The organism is Pseudomonas libanensis (assembly GCF_001439685.1).
Lineage (GTDB): Bacteria > Pseudomonadota > Gammaproteobacteria > Pseudomonadales > Pseudomonadaceae > Aquipseudomonas > Aquipseudomonas libanensis.
Genome location: NZ_JYLH01000001.1, coordinates 315,018 through 334,286 on the forward strand (window position 1 = coordinate 315,018; position 19,269 = coordinate 334,286).

The window sequence follows — 19,269 nt, forward strand, 5'->3', positions numbered from 1 at the left end:
TTGGCTATCGACGCACGATCAGATAAACGCCCACGGCTACCATGATACCGGCCGGCCAGTGGCCCAGTTGGTTCAATGGACCGCCAACCGCCAGCATCGCGCCGCCTACCAGGTGCGCGGCGCCCAGCAGGCGCAGGAACCAGTCGTCCTTGCGTTTGCGCCACGGCGGCTCGGGGTCTTTGGCATGGGGCTGGGACATGCGCTCGAGCAGGTCACGGGTCATGTTGGCCAGGTGCGGCAGCTGTTCGAACTGGCTGTGCAGGTTGCCCAGCATGGTCTTCGGGCTCATCCGCTCGCGCATCCAGCGTTCAAGGAACGGCTGCGCGGTGTTCCACAGGTCGAGGTCCGGGTACAGCTGGCGGCCCAGGCCCTCGATGTTCAGCAAGGTCTTCTGCAACAGCACCAGCTGCGGCTGCACTTCCATATTGAAGCGCCGCGCGGTCTGGAACAGGCGCATCAGCACCTGGCCAAAGGAAATATCCTTTAACGGTTTTTCAAAGATCGGCTCGCACACCGTGCGGATCGCCGCTTCGAATTCATTGAGCTTGGTTTCCGCCGGCACCCAGCCCGAATCAATGTGCAGCTGCGCCACGCGCCGGTAGTCGCGCTTGAAGAAGGCAAACAGATTGCGTGCCAGGTAGTCCTGGTCTTCCGGGGTCAGGCTGCCGACGATGCCGCAGTCGATGGCGATGTACTGCGGGCTCCACGGGTTGACGGTGCTGACGAAGATGTTGCCCGGGTGCATGTCGGCATGGAAGAAACTGTCGCGAAATACCTGGGTGAAGAAGATCTCTACACCACGCTCGGCAAGCATCTTCATGTCGGTGCGCTGGTCAGCCAGGGTAGCGAGGTCGGTGACCTGCACGCCGTAGATGCGCTCCATCACCAGCACTTTCGGCCGGCACCAGTCCCAATACACTTGCGGCACGTACAGCAGTTGCGAGCCTTCGAAGTTGCGCCGCAATTGGCTGGCGTTGGCCGCTTCGCGCAGCAGGTCGAGTTCGTCGTAGATGGTTTTTTCGTAGTCGGCGACCACATCCACCGGGTGCAGCAGGCGCGCGTCGGCGCTGAAACGCTCGGCAGCGCGGGCGAGGATGAACAGCCACGCCAGGTCCTGGCCGATGATCGGCTTGAGGCCGGGGCGGATCACCTTCACCACCACTTCTTCGCCGCTCTTGAGCTGTGCGGCGTGCACTTGCGCCACCGAGGCCGAGGCCAGGGGCTCGACGTCGAAGCGACTGAACACTTCGCTGATCTTCTTGCCCAATTGTGCTTCGATCAGCGCCATGGACTGTTGCGAGTCGAACGGCGGCACGCGGTCCTGCAGCAGCATCAGCTCGTCGGCGATGTCTTCGGGCAGCAGGTCGCGACGGGTCGAGAGGATCTGCCCGAACTTGATAAAGATCGGCCCCAGGTCCTGCAGCGCCAGGCGCAGGCGCGCACCACGGCTCAGCTCCAGCTGCTTGCGCGGCAACCAGCGCCACGGCAGCACGTAACGCACCGCCAGCAAGAACCACGGCAGGGGCAGGGCAAACAGCAGGTCATCGAGGCGGTAGCGGATAACGACGCGCTGGATACGAAACAAACGGCGGACGGCGAGCAGCTTCATGCGTTATCGCTTGGATCAAGGGAACGGCTCAGGCGCTCGAAGCGGGCCTCGAGGCGTTCCAGGTCGATTTTGGCCTTGTCGAGCTCACGAAAGCGCGCTTGCGCTTCCCGTTGCCCGACCAGGGTGCGCGATTCTTCGCTCAGGTATTCGGCGAGGTTCTGGTTGAGGCTGGCGAACCCCTGCTGGTACCAACGCGTGCGGCTGCGCAGGTGCCCGCTGATCAGCTGGGTGGCCACGGGGCCGATCCAGCGCGACAGCTCATATTCCCAGTCCAGCTCCAGGTCTTGCAGCACGGCGGCCAGGTCCATCAGCACCGCGCTGTCGCCTTCCAGTTCCACCTCGGGGCTGTGGAGGATAGCGGTCTTGTTGCGGCTCAAAGCCAGGTGCAACAGGCTGGAGGCCGGTGCACGCAAGGTGCAGTCAGCTTCGGCGGCCCATTGGGTGGCGAGCAGCAGGCCTTCATCGCTGGGCAGGATAAACAGCTGCACGGCAGGGCTGCGGCAGTCGACGGCAATGACTTTGCCGTTCAAGTGCGCGAGCCGCGCCAGGGCGGTGCTGTCCAGGCGCAGCACACGGTTAAGGCCGTGTTCAACGCTGGCAAGAAGGCCCTGGAGCAACATCAGGGCTTGATGCCGCGGTGCAGGGCGACGATGCCGGAGGTCATGTTGTGGTAGGTCACGCGGTCGAAACCGGCTTCCACCATCATCGACTTCAGGGTCTCCTGATCTGGGTGCATGCGGATCGACTCGGCCAGGTAGCGGTAGCTCTCGGCGTCATTGGTGATCAACTTGCCCATCAGCGGCATGAAGGCGAACGAGTAGGTGTCGTAGACCTTGGACATCAGCGCGTTGGTCGGCTTGGAGAACTCCAGCACCAACAGGCGGCCACCCGGCTTGAGCACGCGCAGCATCGAGCGGATCGCGTCTTCCTTGTGGGTGACGTTGCGCAGGCCGAAGGCGATGGTCACGCAGTCGAAATGATTGTCGGGGAACGGCAGCTTCTCGGCATCGGCCTGGACGAACTCGATATTGCCGGCCACGCCTTTGTCCAGCAGACGATCGCGGCCAACCTTGAGCATCGAACCGTTGATATCGGCCAACACCACCTGGCCGGTCGGGCCGACCAGCTTGGAGAACTTGGCCGCCAGGTCACCCGTACCACCGGCGATGTCCAGCACGCGGTTGCCGGTGCGTACGCCCGACAGCTCGATGGTGAAGCGCTTCCACAGGCGGTGCATGCCGCCGGAGAGCACGTCGTTCATCAGGTCGTACTTGGCCGCCACGGAGTGGAACACCTCAGCGACTTTTTCCGCTTTCTGGCTTTCCGGGACGTTCTTGAAGCCGAAGTGAGTGGTGGGTTCGGCATCGCTGCCTTTGCGCTGATCAGTCATATCGCTGTCACCAAAAGAGAATGCGGGACATGATAATCCCCAAGACCTGCTTTGTCTTGGCAAGGCTGCAGGTAAGATAGGCGCTCATCGAGACCTTTTGCCGCATGGCGGGTGTTCCGAGTCGTTATAAAGAGGAGTCATTGCAATGGCCCGTATTACCGTTGAGCGTGAACATACCCTGGGAAAAGAACAGGCGCGGGCCAAGGCTGAGCAATTGGCGCGCAAACTCGAGGATAAATATGGCGTGGAGTCCTCGTGGTCTGGCGATACCCTCAAGCTCACGCGCTCCGGGGTCAAAGGCACGGTGGCAGTGGCCGATGATACACTGCGTATCGATGTGGAACTGGGCCTGTTGATGTCGACCATGAGCGGTACGATCAAGTCTGAAATCGAGAAAGCCCTGGATAAAGCGCTGGCCTGAGCCTGATGTTCTTAGGGTGCCGATTCTAATTTTAAACCCTACTTTGTGCCCAAGCCCTCAACTCCTGCGGGCGGTCCTCCCCCCTATTTTGTGTGAGGTGCACCATGGCCAAAGTTATTTTGCAGAAAAAAATCGACGTTCAGACCACGACCCTGAGTGAGGTTAAAAGCTATGCCCGCAAGATTTGGCTGGCAGGTCTTGGTGCCTATGCCAAGGTTGGCAGCGAGGGCGGCGAGTACTTCAAGGAGCTGGTTAAGAGTGGTCAAGGTATTGAAAGTAAAGGTAAAAAAGTTGTAGTTGAACAACTTGATGCTGCCAACAGTCAGATTGACCAAGTAAGGAGTAACGTCTCCAGCGTCAAAGGCCTGGTTGAAGTTCAACTGGATAAAGTTGAAAAAGCTTTTGATACTCGTGTCGGCAGTGCCTTGAATCGGATCGGCATTGCGTCTAAACATGACGTGGAGACACTCTCTGCTAAGCTCGAAGAGCTGACGGCATTGCTCGAACGTGTCGCGCGTAAACACTAAGGAGACATCGGGATGGCTGTTAAAAAGACTACTCAGAAAGAAGGCAGCTCGTGGGTCGGGAAAGTTGAAGAATATTCCCGCAAAATCTGGCTCGCTGGTTTAGGCGTGTACTCGAAGATCGACAGTGACGGCAGCAAACTCTTCGAGACCTTGGTTAAAGACGGCGAGAAGGCCGAGAAGTTGACCAAGAGCACAGTTGGTAAAAAAGTAGACGCTGCCAAGGCCAGTGCGGGTTCCGCCAAGTCGAGCATTTCGGATACGTGGGGCAAGTTGGAAGAGACTTTCGACAAGCGCCTCAACAGTGCTATTTCGCGACTGGGCGTGCCGAGCAAGGCTGAGTTGAAAACGCTGCACAGCAAGGTCGATACCCTGACCAGGCAAATCGAAAAACTGACGGGCGCCAAAGTGGCTCCCGTGAAGACTGCGGCGGTAAAGCCTGCTGCAAAACCTGCGGCTAAAATCGCGGCGGCCAAACCCGCTGCTAAAACTGCTGCCAAGCCTTTGGTTAAAGCTGCCGCTAAGCCTGCGGTCAAGACTCCAGCCAAAGCCGCTGCAAAACCTGCTGCCAAGCCAGCGGCTAAAACCGCTGCCGCGAAACCCGCCACCAAGCCTGCTGCTAAGCCAGTGGCTGCTAAAACAGCCGCGAAACCTGCGGCTAAGCCGGCTGCCAAGGCTGCGGCAAAACCAGCCGCTGCCAAACCTGCTGCAAAACCAGCAGCCAAGCCGGCGGCAAAATCCGCTGCTGCCAAGAAGCCCGCGGCAGCCAAAAAGCCAGCAGCACCGAAACCAGCCGCTGCGGCATCAACCGCTTCGACAGCCAATTCGGTGTCCGCTCCGACCCCTGCTGTTTCGACCCCGACTGCTACCTCGGCAACCCCGACGCCATCCAGTCAGTCCTGATTTTTACGGGACACAAAAAACGCCCGGTCTGCGAAGATCGGGCGTTTTTTATGAAGATCTAAGAAGCGCCGCGCTCCCACACTTCAATTCAGGTCATCCAGGTACTTGAGTGCAAACCGCTCGGTCGCCTGCCGCGCCGTCGGCAGCAGATGCGGCGCCACCAGCATCATGATCTGATAGACCACCACCTGCACCTCGCCCTCACGGTCGAGAATGCGCTGATAGTCCAGGGAAAACAGCAGCGTGAGGGTGATCTGCTCCACCAGTTGCCCCAACGCCTGGGTGCCGCTGACCAACTGCCCTGAGGCTTTCAATCGCGCAAGCAAAGAGGCCAGTGTGCGTTTAAGCGCCGTGAGCAGGTGGCGAATCCCCTTGGCCAGCTTCGGCAGGCGCCCGGCCAGGTTCGACAGGTCCTGGAACAGAAACCGGTAATGAGCCATGCGCTCGACAATCAGGTGCAGGAACAGCCAGTAATCCTCGGCCTCCAGTTGCGCATCGGCAGGAGGGTCGAGCAAAGGCGCCAACTCGCCTTGAAAGCGCTCGAACAGCCCGAGCACCAGCGGCTCCTTGCCGTGGAAGTGGTAGTAGAGGTTGCCGGGGCTGATCCCCATTTCATTGGCCACCTCCATGGTCGACACGTTCGGCTCGCCCTTGTGGTTGAACAATTGCAGGGCACATTCAAGGATACGGTCGCGGGTCTTCATCCAGTCTTCTTAATCTGATCGTTGAGCTCAGCGCACCCGCACGTAAGTGCCTGGGGCTGCTTCCATCGGTGGGTAATTCTGGTTGCCCAGGGCGGTGAGGGTCTCGCGCTGTACACCGGAGCGCTGCTGGACCCACGCCAGCCACTGCGGCCACCAACTGCCTTCGACGTGCTGGGCGTCGTAGTACCAGGCGCGGGGGTCGCTGCTCAGCTTGGGGTTTTCGACGTAGTTGGCCTTGGGGTTGCCCGGCGGGTTGAGGATGCTCTGGATATGCCCGCTGTTGGACAGCACAAAGCGCCGCTCGCCGCCCAGCAACTGGGTTGAGCGATACACCGCGTCCCAGGGCGTGATGTGGTCGTTGATTCCGGCCACGCTGAAGCTGTCCACCGTGACCTTGCGTAGATCGATGGGGGTGCCGCACACCTCCAGCCCGCCGGGATGGCTCAGGGGGTTGTGCTTGAAGAAGTCCAGCAGGTCGCCGTGCAAGGCGGCGGGCAGGCGGGTGTTGTCGTTGTTCCAGTACAAGATGTCGAAGGCCGGCGGCTCCTTGCCCAACAGGTAATTGTTGATCCAGTAGCTCCAGATCAGGTCGTTGGGACGCATCCAGGCAAACACCTTGGCCATGTCGCGGCCGTCCAGCACGCCTTGTTGGTAGGAGCGACGCTTGGCGGCTTCCAGGGTCTGCTCGTCGGCAAACAAGGTCGCGGGGCTGTCGATCTGGCTGTCCAGCAGGCTCACCAGGTAACTGGCGCTGGAGATGCGCCGCAACTGGCGCTTGGCTTGCAGGTGACCTTGCAGGGCAGCGATGGTCAAGCCGCCGGCGCAGGCGCCCATCAGGTTGACCTCACGCGCGCCGCTGATCGCCCGGCAGACGTTGAGCGCTTCTTCCAGCGCGGCTACATAGGTGGACAGGCCCCATTCGCGATGACGCACATCCGGGTTGCGCCAACTGACCATGAACGTCTGCAGCCCGTTTTTCAGGGCGTACTGCACAAAACTGTTGGCCGGGCTCAGGTCGAAGATGTAGTACTTGTTGATTTGCGGCGGCACCACCAGCAGCGGCTTGGCGTACTGTTTTTCGCTCATGGGCTTGTATTGGATCAACTCCAGCAGCTCGTTGCGAAACACCACTGAGCCGGGCGTGGTCGCCACTGTCTTGCCCACTTCGAAGGCATGCTTGCTGACTTGGCGCGGCAGGCCATTGTTGTGCAGCAGGTCTTCGAACAGGTTGCTCACGCCGCGCACCACGCTGTTGCCACCGGAGTTGAGCAGCTCCTTGATCGCCAGCGGGTTAAGCAGGGTGTTGGAGGGGGATACTGCGTCGTTGAGCAGGGAAAAGGCGAAATGTGCGCGGGCACGGTCATCGGCGCTCAGGGTGCTGTCATCGATCCAGTGCCGTGTCTGTTTCTGCCAACTCAGATAGACCTGCAAGCTGCGCCGGTACAGCGGGTTGAGCGTCCAGGTGGGATCGATGAAACGCGCGTCCCTGGGGTTGGGTTCCTGCACGGTTTCGCCCAGCAGCACACGGCCCAATTGACCGCCCAGCGCCAGGGCATGACGGGCGGTATGTACGGGGTTACGCAAGCCATGGGCAGCCACGCTGCGCAGGGTCGACAGCAGATCGCGCCCCCTGAGGCCGGTGATCGCGTTTTGCGCGTTGATGAACGCAGCAGGGATGGGCGCCGGGGTCGTCACGGGTCTTTCTCGCATGATTCAACACTCCTTGGTCAAGTCATCAAGCAGGCACGCCAATCCAGAACCATAGCTGGTTCCTGGCAAGTTGCGCGGTGGTGTGGTCCTTCACACCGCCGGTCGCGGATGTATCACAGCGCGCAGGCGCTCCTCCTCGAGAAATTTCATGATGATCGGTGCCACGGCTTCGGCCCGGGTGATCAGGAACAGGTGGCCGTCATCGATAATGTGCAACTGCGCATTCGGGATGCGCCAGGCCAGCATGCGCATGTTGATCAGCGGGATCAGCGGGTCATCGTCCCCGGCCAGCACCAGGGTGGGCTGGCGGATCTTGTGCAGCCAATGAATGCTGGTCCAGCCCAACCCGGCGAACAGCTGCCAGTAGTAACCCAGCTTGCCGGCCGAGCGCACTTTGCTCGCATGTTCGGCGGCCAGGTTCGAATCGCGGCGGAACGAGCCGCCATAAATCATCGGCGCGATGCGCACCACATGGGAGGGTTGGATATAACGCCGGGGGCTGGCCATCAGCCACAGCACTTTGGGTTTGCCCGGCACCATAAAGGCGCCGGCTGCCGTGGCCGCCAGGATCAGCTTCTTGCAGCGTTCCGGATAGTCATAGGCAAACTGCTGCGCCAGCGCGCCGCCCCAGGACACGCCCACGGCGTTCACCTGGCCGTAGTCCAGGTAATCGAGCATGCGTGCGGTGAGTTTGGCCAGGCCCGGAAAGCGATAGGGCCGGTTCGGTGTCGATGAGCCACCGACACCGGGCACGTCGAAGGCGATCACTTCCAGGTCCGGGTCCAGGGCCTGGACGAACGGGAACACCAGCTCAAGGTTGGCGCCGATGCCGTTGAAGACCAGCAGCGGCGTCAAGTGCGGCTTGCCCGGGCGTACCGCCGTGCGGATGGTCTGGCCATCCAGGTCGATGGTACGGAAGATGAACGGTTGCGGCATGCTCAAGCCCTGTGAAGTGGTGCAGCCGGAGTCAGGTCAGTGTGGGAGGGGGCTTGCCCCCGATTGCTGAGTGTCAGTTACTGCATCAGGTGTCTGACACACTGCTATCGGGGGCAAGCCCCCTCCCACATTGGCCCCATTTCAATTTAGCGTTCGTGTACGTATGTGCCCGGTGCCGCTTCCGCGGCGGCGTAAGTCTTGTTGCCCAGGCTTGTAGGGGCTTTCTTCAATTTGCCCGCCCGATCCGCCTGCCACGCCTGCCAGTGCAGCCACCACGAATCGGTGTGCTTGGTGGCGTTCTCCTGCCACTCAAGCGCCTTGCCCGACAAACCCTCGCTGGTCTGGTAGCGCGCCTTGGGATTGCCCGGCGGGTTGAGGATGCTCTGGATATGCCCGCTGCTGGACAACACAAACTCGACCTTGCCGCCAAACAACTGCGCCGACTTGTAGCAGGACTGCCACGGCGTGATGTGGTCGTTGGTGCCGGCCAGGGCGTAGACATCGGCGGTGACCTGCTTGAGGTCGATAGGCGTGCCGCACACTTCCAGAGCGTTGGCGCGTACCAGTGGGTTGTTCTTGAACAGTTCGATCAGATCGCCGTGAAACGCCGCCGGCAAGCGTGTGGTGTCGTTGTTCCAGAACAGGATGTCGAACACCGGCGGCTCGTTGCCCAGCAGGTAGTTATTGACCCAGTAGTTCCAGATCAGGTCGTTGGGGCGCATCCAGGCGAACACCTTGGCCATGTCGCGGCCTTCCAGCACACCGGCCTGGTACGAATGGCGCTTGGCCGCCTCCAGGGTCTGCTCGTCGACAAACAGCGCCACCTGGGTGTCCAGGGTGGTGTCCAGCACGCTCACCAGCAGGGTCAGGGCATTGACCTTCTTTTCCCCCAGCGCCGCGTAGTGGCCCAGCAGCGCGGTGCAGGTGATGCCCCCGGAGCAGGCGCCGAGCATATTCACGTCCTTGCTGCCGGTAATCGCCGTGACCACATCGACCGCTTCCTTGAGCGCCTCGATATAAGTCGACAGGCCCCACTCGCGCTGGGCCTTGGTGGGGTTGCGCCAGCTGACGATAAACGTCTGCTGCCCATTGCGCAGGCAGAAGCGCGCCAGGCTCTTATCCGGGCACAGGTCGAATATGTAGAATTTGTTGATTTGCGGCGGCACCACCAGCAGTGGGCGCTCGTGTACTTGCTCGGTGGTGGGCTTGTACTGGATCAGCTCCAGCACATCGTTGCGAAACACCACCGCGCCTTCGCTGGTGCCCAACGTCTTGCCGACTTCAAAGGCGCCCATATTGACCTGGCTTGGCATGCCGCCGTTATGCACCATGTCCTTGGCCAGGTGGGACAAACCGTCGAGCAGGCTTTTACCGCCGGTTTCAAAGAAGCGCTTGACCGCCGCCGGGTTGGCCGCGCTGTTGGTGGGGGCCATGGCTTCGGTCATCAGGTTGATCACGAAGTGGCCGCGGCTGATGTCCTGTGCCGACAGGCTGCTGTCGTCGATCCAGTCGTGGAGTTCCTTGCGCCACGCCAGGTAAGTCTGCAGGTAGCGTTTGTAGAGCGGGTTCTGGCTCCAGGCCGGGTCGTTGAAGCGACGGTCGTCGCTCTCGGGCGCCAGGGGGGATTTGCCGAACATCACATTCTTCAATTCAACGCCAAAGTGGGCGACATGCTTGACGCTGTGAAACGGTTGCTTGATGGCTTGGGTCAGCACCATCCTGGCCGAGGCCAATAGATCCTTTTTGCGTAACGCGATGATCGGGTTCAGCCCCAGGGTGTTTTCCGAGGCCTGGCGTTTCAAGTCATCGTTATTCTTGTTACTCATCTACGACGCTCCATTGTCCGAAAGACGAGTACCGGCGATTGCTGCGCACCCAATTTCGATACACGACACCAGCCTGGTACTGCGACCCGGGTGACCGTTGATACCGCATCGTCAAATGCAGGGAACCTGCCAGTTCCATTGGTTACCCGAGTTTATTTTTTTTCGCAAGCGGGCCGATCATTGGCCTCGCGACAGGGCATTCAAGCAGATGAAATTAGAAAATGCCCTCTAAAGAGCAAGACGCCTGGGCTAGAGCATCAGCCGCACGACCGACTGGTTCGGGTCGCGGGTTTTTCCGGCCGCTTTGAGCTCGGCCAGGTAGTCGCTCCACAGCGCTTCCTGACGTACGGCCAGTTGGTAGAGGTAGTCCCAGGTAAACAGCCCACTGTCATGGCCGTCATCGAAGGTCAATTTCAGTGCGTACTGGCCGGCCGGTTCAACCTTGTTCAACCTGACGTTGAGCTTGCCGAATTGCAGGATGGGCTTGCCGTGGCCCTGCACCTCGGCGGAAGGCGAGTGCACCCGCAGGAATTCGGCGGGCAGTTGGTAAACCTCGTCGGGCCCGTAGGTAAGGCCGAGGGTGTTGGAGGTTTTGTGCAGGTTTACTGCGGTAGGAAATTTCGACATTGGAGATAACCCTGAAGGAACCGGCCCAAAATGTAGGAGGGACCAATGTGGGAGCCGGGCTTGCCCGCGATGCAGGCACCTCGGTGTTTCAGGAACACTGAGGTGATGCTATCGCAGGCAAGCCAGCTCCCACACAAGCCACTCCCACATTGAGTGAGGCTTACAGGATATAACGAGACAAGTCTTCGTTCTGCGCCAATTCGCCCAAGTGGCTGTTCACATACTCGGCATCGATCTTGATCGCTACGCCATTCTGCGCGCCGGCCATGTCACCGGCACTGAACGACACTTCCTCAAGCAGGCGCTCAAGCAAGGTATGCAGGCGGCGGGCACCGATGTTCTCGGTCTTCTCGTTGACCTGCCAGGCAATTTCCGCCAAACGCTTGATGCCGTCGGCCTGGAACTCGATGCCCAGGCCCTCGGTTTTCAGCAGCTCACGGTATTGCTCGGTGAGCGATGCGTGGGGCTCGCTGAGGATGCGCTCGAAGTCGCCCGGGGTCAGCGCCTTGAGTTCCACGCGAATCGGCAAGCGGCCTTGCAGCTCGGGCACCAGGTCGCTTGGCTTGCTCAGATGAAAGGCGCCGGAGGCGATAAACAGGATGTGGTCGGTCTTGACCATGCCCAGCTTGGTGTTGACCGTGCAACCCTCGATCAGCGGCAGCAGGTCGCGCTGCACGCCTTCACGGGAGACATCGACGCCGCCGGAGTTACCGCGCTTGGCCACCTTATCGATCTCATCGATAAACACGATGCCATGCTGCTCGACCGCTTCCAGTGCCTTGGCCTTGAGTTCTTCCTCATTGACCAGGCGCCCGGCTTCTTCGTCGCGCACCAGCTTGAGCGCTTCCTTGACCTTGAGCTTGCGGCTTTTCTTCTTGCCCTTGCCCATGTTGGCGAACAGGTTCTGCAACTGGCTGGTCATTTCTTCCATGCCCGGCGGAGCGGAAATATCCACACCGGACACTTCGGCCACTTCGATCTCGATTTCCTTGTCATCCAGCTGGCCTTCACGCAGGCGCTTGCGGAACAGCTGGCGGGTGTTGGAATCCGAGGACGGTGCGGCGTCTTCGTTGAAACCCATGCGTGCCGGTGGCAGCAGGGCATCGAGGATACGTTCTTCAGCGGCGTCTTCTGCGCGGTGGCTGACCTTGGTCACTTCCTGTTCGCGCAGCATTTTCAGGGCGGCGTCGGCCAGGTCACGAATGATCGACTCGACGTCGCGGCCCACATAGCCGACTTCGGTGAATTTGGTCGCTTCCACCTTGATGAACGGCGCATTGGCCAACTTGGCCAGGCGTCGGGCGATTTCGGTTTTACCGACACCGGTCGGGCCGATCATCAGGATGTTCTTGGGCGTTACTTCAACGCGCAGTTCTTCCGGCAGTTGCATCCGGCGCCAACGGTTACGCAGGGCGATGGCAACGGCGCGCTTGGCATCGTCCTGGCCGATGATATGGCGATTGAGTTCATGGACGATTTCGCGGGGAGTCATGGACATAGTTGTTTGGCGGCCTCAAGCGAGAATAAGCCCAAGGCTTACTCGGCGAGGTCCTGCTCCTCAATGGTCTGGTTGTGGTTGGTGAACACGCAGATATCGCCGGCGATGCCCAGGGCGGTCTCGACGATTTCCCGGGCCGACAGGTCGGTTTTCTTCAGCAACGCACTGGCTGCAGCCTGGGCGTAGCCACCGCCGGAACCCATGGCGATCAGGCCGTGCTCAGGTTCTACCACGTCGCCATTGCCGGTGATGATCAGGGAAGCGTCTTTGTTGGCGACGGCGAGCATGGCTTCAAGGCGGCTGAGAGAGCGGTCGGTGCGCCATTCCTTGGCCAGTTCGACAGCGGCGCGCACCAGGTGGCCCTGGTGTTTCTCAAGCTGGCCCTCGAAGCGTTCGAAGAGGGTAAAGGCGTCGGCGGTAGCGCCTGCGAAGCCGGCAAGCACCTGGCCGTGGTACAGGCGGCGCACTTTCTTCGCGTTGCCTTTCATTACGGTATTGCCCAGGGAAACCTGGCCGTCGCCGCCCATGACAACTTTGCCGTGGCGACGTACTGAAACGATGGTGGTCAAGGGGAGAGTCTCCACGCAGCGGGGCGAAAATGCCCTGATGGAAACTCATATGGGGGGTGGCTGTGGGGATTTCAACCGTAGGAAGGCAGGGCGGACGAGTGGTGTTTATGGGTCAACACTTACTTGAGCACACTGCAAACCAAAGTGGGAGCTGGCTTGCCTGCGATAGCGGTGTGTCAGTCACTGAAACATTGACTGTTACACCGCTATCGCAGGCAAGCCAGCTCCCACATTAAAACCGGGTTGGCTGCTGAATCAGCGGCTCTGGCGCTGTTGTAACAACAGGTTGCTAAAGCCTGCGCCAGCCAATTGTTTCTGCGCCACGGTCAGTTGCTCACGGTTGCTGAACGGCCCTACCAGTACGCGATACCAGGTCGCGTCCTTCACCGTGCCGGACTCCACCGTCACCGACTGGCCCAACAGGATGATCTGCGCCCGCACCCGGTCCGCATCCGCCTGTTTCGGGAACGAGCCCGCCTGCAGGAAGAACTTGGTCACCGGCGCGGCCTTGGTGGTAGCTACCGGCGGTGGCGGCGGCGGCGTGATCCCGGCCAGCGCGGCCTGGGCCCGGGCGGTGTCGATTTTCGCGGCTTCCGCAGGTGTCACCGGCGTGGTTGGCACTTGCGGCGTCGGCAGGGTCTTCTCCGGCACGGCATCGGGTGGCACGATCACTTCCGATTCCGGCAGCAGGGTGTAGAAGTCGTACTTTGGCTTCACCGGTGCAGTCGGGCTCGGCGCGGTCTTGTTGGCCTCGGCGATTTTCGTGGCCTTCTGCTGCTCCTGTTTGACGCGCTTGACGTCATCGCCCTGGCCAGGTTCGAGCTTCATCAAAAATACGATGAATGCGCCGACCGTGAGGCCGATAGCCATCCACAGCCAGCCCGGAATCGGCTGCTTCGCCGGGGCCTGGTAGCGGCTGGCGCCGCGCTTGGGGGCAGGTTTTTTCTTGGCAGCCAACTTACATACGCTCCAGGGTTTCCAGGCCCAAGAGTTCCAGGCCTTGCTTGAGGGTGCGTCCAGCCAGGGCGGCGAGGCGCAGGCGACTTTGTTTCTGGGCTTCGTCGTCGGCGGTCAGGATCGGGCAGTTCTCGTAGAAACTGGAGAACAACCCGGCCACTTCGTACAAATAGGTGCACAGGATATGCGGTGTGCCTTTCTCGCCGACGCTGTTGAGCACTTCGCCGAACTGCGCCAGCTTGGCGGCCAGTTCCTGCTCATGGGCGGCATCCAGCACGATCTGGCCTTCGACTTCGCTGAAGTCCTTGCCCAGCTTGCGGAACACACCCGCCACGCGGGTGTAGGCGTACAGCAGGTACGGCGCGGTGTTGCCTTCGAAATTGAGCATCAGGTCGAAGTTGAAGCTGTAGTCGCTGGTGCGGTGTTTGGACAGGTCGGCATATTTCACCGCGCCAATGCCTACCACGCGGGCGATGTTGCGCAGGTCGGCCTCGGCCAATTCCGGGTTCTTTTCCTTCACCAGGTTGTAGGCACGTTCCTGGGCCTCGGTGAGCAGGTCGATCAGCTTCACGGTGCCGCCGTCGCGGGTCTTGAACGGGCGACCGTCGGCGCCGTTCATGGTGCCGAAACCCATGTGTTCCATATGCATAGGGTGGGTAACGAAACCGGCGCGGCGCGCCACTTCGAACACTTGCTGGAAGTGCAGGGCCTGGCGCTGGTCAACGAAGTACAGCGCACGGTCAGCCTTGAGCACGCCGCTGCGGTAGCGTACGGCGGCCAGGTCGGTGGTGGCGTAGAGGTAGCCGCCATCGGCCTTGACGATGATCACCGGCAGCGGCTCGCCGTCGGCGGTCTTGAATTCTTCGAGGAACACGCACTGCGCGCCGTTGCTCTCCACCAGCAGGCCCTTGGCCTTGAGGTCGTTGACCACGTTGATCAGGTCGTCGTTGTAGGCGCTTTCGCCCATCACGTCGGCCATGGTCAGTTTCACGTTGAGCAGCTCGTAGATTTCCTGGCAGTGGGACAGGGAAATTTCCCGGAAGCGGTTCCACAGCGCCAGGCACTCCTCATCGCCCGCTTGCAGCTTGACCACCAAGCCACGGGCGCGGTCGGCGAACTCTGCGGATTCGTCGAAACGCTTCTTGGCGGCGCGGTAGAAGTTTTCCAGGTCGGCCAGCTCGTTGCTGGTGATCGGGTTTTCCTGCAGATAGGCCATCAGCATGCCGAACTGGGTGCCCCAGTCGCCCACATGGTTCTGGCGGATCACCGTATCGCCGAGGAATTCCAGGACCCGGGCCACGCCGTCGCCGATGATGGTGGAGCGCAGGTGGCCAACGTGCATTTCCTTGGCCAGGTTCGGCGCCGACAGGTCGATGACCACGCGTTGTGCAGCACCAGCCTTGTGCGCGCCGATGTGGGCGTCGGCCAGGGCGGCGTCCAGGCGCGAAGCCAGGGCCTGGGTGTTCTGGAAGAAGTTGATAAAGCCCGGCCCGGCGATTTCGGCCTTGGTGACACTGGCGTCAGCCGGCAGCGCGGCAATGATTTTTTCCGCCAGGTCGCGGGGTTTCATGCCGGCCGGCTTGGACAGCATCATCGCGATGTTGCTGGCGAAGTCGCCGTGGGTCTTGTCGCGGGTGTTCTCCACCTGGATCGCCGGCGACAGGCCTTCAGGCAACACACCTTCGTTGACGAGTTGGGTGAGGGCTTGTTGGATCAGCTGGCGAATGGTGTCTTTCATGGTGTTCTCTTTCGACCGCAAGCGGCGGCGCGCGATGCGCAGGTGGAAAAACTCGGCATTATCCGTGGCGAGGGCGGGCTTGCCAACCGTTCAGACCAGATGGCGGACCTGCGGGTCTCATCGCGGGCAAGTCCCCTCCCACATTTGAGGGTGTTCACATTTCAAAATGTGGATGTTGGTTTGCCTATCAATACAAATCTACCGGGTCTACATCCAGTGACCATCGCACTTGTCGGCCGCTGGGCATTTGCTCCAGCTCAAGCATCCAGCGACTTAATAGCCGATGCAGCGGCGCACGGGAGGTTGCCTGCAAGAGTAGCTGAGCGCGATAACGTCCGGCGCGACGCTCCATGGGCGCGGGTACCGGCCCGAGCAATTCGATGCCGCTCAGACTCAATTCACCCAGCAAACGTTCGGCGGTACTGCAAGCTTCATCCAGGAAACCTTCGGCTTGTCCCGGCTTATGCGCCTCGGCACGCAACAACGCCAGGTGTGCAAAGGGCGGCAGGCCAGCGGCGCGGCGTTCACTCAAGGCCTGCTCGGCGAAGGCAAAGTAGCCTTGTTCCGTCAGCTGAATCAGCAATGGATGGTCGGCCAGGTGCGTCTGGATAATCACCCTGCCCGGCTCTTCGGCCCGTCCGGCACGCCCTGCCACCTGCACGATCAACTGCGCCATGCGTTCGCTGGCGCGGAAATCCCCGGAGAACAACCCGCCGTCGGCATCGAGGATCGACACCAGGGTCACCCGCGGGAAGTGATGCCCTTTGGCAAGCATTTGCGTGCCCACGAGGATGCACGGCTGGCCTTTCTGGATGGTGGCAAACAACTGGTTCATCGCGTCTTTGCGCGAAGTGCTGTCGCGGTCGACCCGCAGCACCGGGTAATCCGGAAACAGAATGCCCAGGCGCTCCTCGGCGCGCTCGGTGCCAGCCCCTACTGGACGCAGGTCCACCTTGCCGCACTGCGGACAATGGCGCGGCACCCGTTCCACATGGCCGCAGTGGTGGCAACGCAGTTCGCCATAGCGCTGGTGCACGGTCATGCGTGCATCGCAGCGTTCGCACCCGGACATCCAACCGCAGTCATGGCACAGCAGTGTCGGGGCAAAGCCGCGGCGATTGAGAAATACCAACACCTGCTGGCCAGCGGCAAGGGTCTGGCCGATGGCCTGTTGCATCGGACCGGAGATACCACTGTCCAGCGGGCGGCTCTTGACGTCCAGGCGCAGGAAGCGTGGTTGCTTGGCACCGCCGGCGCGCTCGTTCAGGCGTAGCAGCCCGTAGCGGCCGGTGTAGGCGTTGTGCAGGCTTTCCAGGGATGGCGTGGCCGAGCCCAGCACAATCGGGATGTCTTCCTGGCGTGCGCGCACCAGTGCCAGGTCGCGGGCGTGGTAGCGCAGGCCTTCCTGTTGTTTATAGGAGCCGTCGTGCTCCTCGTCGATGATGATCAGCCCGGGGTTCTTCATCGGGGTGAACAGCGCCGAACGGGTGCCAATAATAATGTCGGCTTCACCGTCCCGCGCCGCCAGCCACGACTCCAGGCGCTCACGGTCATTGACCGCCGAGTGCACCAAGGCAATGCGGGCGTTAAAGCGCTGTTCGAAACGCGCCAGGGTCTGCGGGCCGAGGTTGATCTCGGGGATCAGCACCAGTGCCTGCTTGCCGGCCTGCAGGGTTTCGCGGATCAGTTGCAGATACACTTCGGTCTTGCCACTGCCGGTGACGCCGGCCAGCAGGAACGCATGGAAACTGTCGAACCCTGCGCGAATCGCCTCATACGCGGCGCGTTGCTCGGGGTTCAGCGGCAATTCCGGTTGGGCCAGCCAATGTTCGTGGCGCGGGTCCGGGGCGTGCTTGCGGATTTCCACCTGTACCAGGCCTTTGGCCAGCAGCAGGTCGAGGCTGTCTTTGCTCAGCATCAGCTTGCTTAACAGCTGATGGGCGACGCCATGGGGATGCTGGGCCAGTGTGGCCAGGGCTTCACGCTGGCGCGGGGCGCGGGCGATACGCGGGTCGTCCAGGCGTGCACCGGGCGCCATCGACCAGAAACGTTCTTGTCGCGCTTCGGCCAGTTCGCCCTGGCGCAGCAGCACCGGCAAAGCCCAGCTCAAGGTATCGCCCAGGCTGTGCTGGTAATACTGCGCGGTCCACAGGCACAGCTTGAACAGCTCGGGTGGCAGCGGTGGCGTGGTGTCGAGGATGGCGATGGCGGGCTTGAGCTTTTCGGCGGGTACTTCGCTGTGATCGGTGACTTCCACCAGGATGCCGATCATCTCACGCCGCCCGAACGGCACGCGCACGCGCATCCCCGGCTGCAACTGCGCCCGCAGCACACCGGCCGGAGCCCGGTAATCGAACAGGCGGCGCAGGGGCGAGGGCAGGGCTAGGCGCAAAATGGCGTCGGGCACGCGAGGGGTCTCATATAAAGGCAGGCGGTGGTGCAGGGGCGCGAGCCTAGCAGAGAGGGGAGGGCTTGGGTATGCCACGGTTTTCTGATGAAAGGCGCTTTTTTCTTTACAAGCAAATAGTGTCGCCGCTTGCGCGTTTAAAAAGGTCTGGTAGAATCCGCGGCCTAATTACGTGCGGTATTCGACAATAGTGTCGAGTGGCGGCACGCTAGCCCGAGGAAGTGCCATGAAAGCCGATATCCATCCAGCGTACGAAACCATCGAAGTCACCTGCAGCTGCGGCAACAAGTTCGAAACCCGTTCGAACCTGTGCAAGCCACTGGGTACTGACGTATGCAACGAGTGCCACCCGTTCTACACCGGTAAGCAGAAAACTCTGGACACCGGCGGCCGTGTACAGCGCTTCGCAGATCGCTTTGGTGCTTTCGGCAAGAAGCCTGCTGCTGCTACTCCAGCAGAGTAAGGTTCAAGAGCCTTATGGGCTTTTGCCAGCTGTTGAAAAAGGCGTCCCTTGTGGGCGCCTTTTTTGTGCCTGGGATTTGGCTGGCGACCGCCCGGGCCGAAGCATTCTGCCCCGCACCGGCCTCTGTGGTGCGTGTCGAGGTGCAGCGAGTGGTGGACGGCGACACCGTGCGCCTCAAGGATGGCCGCAGCGTGCGCATGATCGGCCTCAATGCGCCGGAAACCGGCAAGAAGGGGCACACTGACGAGCCTTTTGCCGTCGCCGCCCGCCAGCGTCTACAGGCGCTGGTACAGGCCAGTGATGGACGTGTCGGTCTGGTGCCGGGGCGCGAGGGCAAGGATCACTACGGTCGTACCCTGGCCCACCTTTACGGCGCCAACGGCGGGAACCTGGAGGCACAATTGTTGGCCGAGGGCCTGGGTTTCCAGGTGGGCGTGGCGCCGAATGTGGACCTGGTCACCTGCCAGCAGGCCGCCGAAAACAGCGCCCGCCAAGCGCGGTTAGGCCTATGGCGCCAATCGCCGGTGCAGACCGTGGCGCAACTCAAGCAGTCCGGGTTTGCCCTGGTCACTGGTCGGGTCAACAAGATCGAGCGCAATCGCGGCGGAATCTGGATTGAGTTGCAGGGTTCGCTGGTATTGCGCATTACACCCAATCTGATCAGTCGTTTCGACGCGACCCTGCTCAATGGTCTGCAAGGCCGCACCCTCGAGGCGCGTGGCTGGGTGCAGGATCGCTCCCGACGCGGCGGCCTGAAAAAAGGCCAGTCACGCTGGCTGCTGCCACTGACCGACCCCAGCATGCTGAAATCAGCGCCTTGAATAAAAAATTGTAGACATTTTTTATTTCGATTGTGAACAGTTGAGGCCTTGTATCCCGTGGCTCTTGGCCAAAAGTCGTAGCCTTGGGCCCTTGACACCTGTGACTGCCCAGTCTTGTAGGGACTTTACGACACGCGTATCCTCGGCGGTCCGTCGACCAACAGTA

Annotated in this window: 18 protein-coding genes; 5 read left to right on the forward strand and 13 right to left on the reverse strand. The window is 61.2% G+C overall.

Annotated elements, in window-relative coordinates:
* Positions 1 to 4: 4 nt before the first annotated feature.
* The 3 genes from ubiB to ubiE are packed head-to-tail and all read right to left on the reverse strand — an operon-like array spanning position 5 to position 2,999.
* Complete coding sequence (gene ubiB, locus TU73_RS01370; protein WP_057010638.1) at positions 5 to 1,609, reverse strand: ubiquinone biosynthesis regulatory protein kinase UbiB; 1,605 nt, start codon at positions 1,607 to 1,609, stop codon at positions 5 to 7.
* A complete protein-coding gene (locus tag TU73_RS01375) occupies positions 1,606 to 2,229 on the reverse strand; it encodes a ubiquinone biosynthesis accessory factor UbiJ (RefSeq protein WP_057010639.1) in 624 nt (207 codons plus the stop codon). Before TU73_RS01375 ends, ubiB begins: the two co-directional genes overlap by 4 nt.
* Positions 2,229 to 2,999 carry a bifunctional demethylmenaquinone methyltransferase/2-methoxy-6-polyprenyl-1,4-benzoquinol methylase UbiE gene (ubiE, locus tag TU73_RS01380; protein ID WP_003171186.1) on the reverse strand — a complete coding sequence of 257 codons (771 nt, stop codon included), beginning with the start codon at positions 2,997 to 2,999 and terminating at the stop codon, positions 2,229 to 2,231. Before ubiE ends, TU73_RS01375 begins: the two co-directional genes overlap by 1 nt.
* A 145-nt stretch (positions 3,000 to 3,144) precedes the next feature.
* Between ubiE and TU73_RS01385 the strand changes: the two genes are divergently transcribed.
* From TU73_RS01385 to TU73_RS01395, 3 genes are all read left to right on the forward strand, one after another.
* Positions 3,145 to 3,420 (forward strand): polyhydroxyalkanoic acid system family protein, encoded by a 276-nt coding sequence (locus tag TU73_RS01385; RefSeq protein ID WP_057010640.1) that lies wholly within the window; start codon positions 3,145 to 3,147, stop codon positions 3,418 to 3,420.
* A gap of 104 nt (positions 3,421 to 3,524) precedes the next feature.
* Positions 3,525 to 3,947 (forward strand): phasin family protein, encoded by a 423-nt coding sequence (locus TU73_RS01390; RefSeq protein ID WP_057010641.1) that lies wholly within the window; start codon positions 3,525 to 3,527, stop codon positions 3,945 to 3,947.
* 12 nt (positions 3,948 to 3,959) lie between these two features.
* Positions 3,960 to 4,847, forward strand: coding sequence for a phasin family protein (locus TU73_RS01395; protein WP_057010642.1), 888 nt, complete (start codon positions 3,960 to 3,962; stop codon positions 4,845 to 4,847).
* An 83-nt stretch (positions 4,848 to 4,930) separates the two neighbouring features.
* Here TU73_RS01395 and TU73_RS01400 read toward each other — a convergent pair whose 3' ends face one another.
* From TU73_RS01400 to TU73_RS01445, 10 genes are all read right to left on the reverse strand, one after another.
* Positions 4,931 to 5,551 carry a TetR/AcrR family transcriptional regulator gene (locus tag TU73_RS01400; RefSeq protein ID WP_057010643.1) on the reverse strand — a complete coding sequence of 207 codons (621 nt, stop codon included), beginning with the start codon at positions 5,549 to 5,551 and terminating at the stop codon, positions 4,931 to 4,933.
* 27 nt (positions 5,552 to 5,578) lie between these two features.
* Positions 5,579 to 7,261 carry a class II poly(R)-hydroxyalkanoic acid synthase gene (phaC, locus tag TU73_RS01405; protein WP_057010644.1) on the reverse strand — a complete coding sequence of 561 codons (1,683 nt, stop codon included), beginning with the start codon at positions 7,259 to 7,261 and terminating at the stop codon, positions 5,579 to 5,581.
* 90 nt (positions 7,262 to 7,351) lie between these two features.
* Positions 7,352 to 8,197, reverse strand: a complete 846-nt coding sequence (phaZ, locus tag TU73_RS01410; RefSeq protein WP_043047247.1) for a poly(3-hydroxyalkanoate) depolymerase — start codon at positions 8,195 to 8,197, stop codon at positions 7,352 to 7,354.
* Positions 8,198 to 8,343: 146 nt separating this feature from the next.
* Positions 8,344 to 10,023 (reverse strand): class II poly(R)-hydroxyalkanoic acid synthase, encoded by a 1,680-nt coding sequence (phaC, locus tag TU73_RS01415; RefSeq protein ID WP_057010645.1) that lies wholly within the window; start codon positions 10,021 to 10,023, stop codon positions 8,344 to 8,346.
* A 249-nt stretch (positions 10,024 to 10,272) separates the two neighbouring features.
* Positions 10,273 to 10,650, reverse strand: a complete 378-nt coding sequence (locus tag TU73_RS01420) for a gamma-butyrobetaine hydroxylase family protein (protein ID WP_057010646.1) — start codon at positions 10,648 to 10,650, stop codon at positions 10,273 to 10,275.
* 160 nt (positions 10,651 to 10,810) lie between these two features.
* A complete protein-coding gene (gene hslU, locus TU73_RS01425; RefSeq protein ID WP_057010647.1) occupies positions 10,811 to 12,148 on the reverse strand; it encodes an ATP-dependent protease ATPase subunit HslU in 1,338 nt (445 codons plus the stop codon).
* Positions 12,149 to 12,186: 38 nt separating this feature from the next.
* Positions 12,187 to 12,717, reverse strand: coding sequence for an ATP-dependent protease subunit HslV (gene hslV, locus TU73_RS01430; protein WP_003171209.1), 531 nt, complete (start codon positions 12,715 to 12,717; stop codon positions 12,187 to 12,189).
* Positions 12,718 to 12,972: 255 nt separating this feature from the next.
* On the reverse strand, positions 12,973 to 13,674 hold the full coding sequence (locus TU73_RS01435; protein WP_057010648.1) for an SPOR domain-containing protein: 702 nt from the start codon (positions 13,672 to 13,674) through the stop codon (positions 12,973 to 12,975).
* A 1-nt stretch (position 13,675) separates the two neighbouring features.
* Positions 13,676 to 15,412 carry an arginine--tRNA ligase gene (gene argS / locus TU73_RS01440; protein ID WP_057010649.1) on the reverse strand — a complete coding sequence of 579 codons (1,737 nt, stop codon included), beginning with the start codon at positions 15,410 to 15,412 and terminating at the stop codon, positions 13,676 to 13,678.
* Between the two features lie 187 nt (positions 15,413 to 15,599).
* Positions 15,600 to 17,819, reverse strand: coding sequence for a primosomal protein N' (locus TU73_RS01445; protein ID WP_057010650.1), 2,220 nt, complete (start codon positions 17,817 to 17,819; stop codon positions 15,600 to 15,602).
* A gap of 226 nt (positions 17,820 to 18,045) precedes the next feature.
* On the opposite strand from TU73_RS01445, the gene rpmE reads away from it, so the two are divergent.
* Entirely contained in the window at positions 18,046 to 18,282 is a 237-nt protein-coding gene (gene rpmE / locus TU73_RS01450) for a 50S ribosomal protein L31 (RefSeq protein ID WP_003237330.1), read from the forward strand.
* Between the two features lie 14 nt (positions 18,283 to 18,296).
* A complete protein-coding gene (locus TU73_RS01455) occupies positions 18,297 to 19,103 on the forward strand; it encodes a thermonuclease family protein (protein ID WP_057010651.1) in 807 nt (268 codons plus the stop codon).
* Positions 19,104 to 19,269 lie beyond the last annotated feature (166 nt).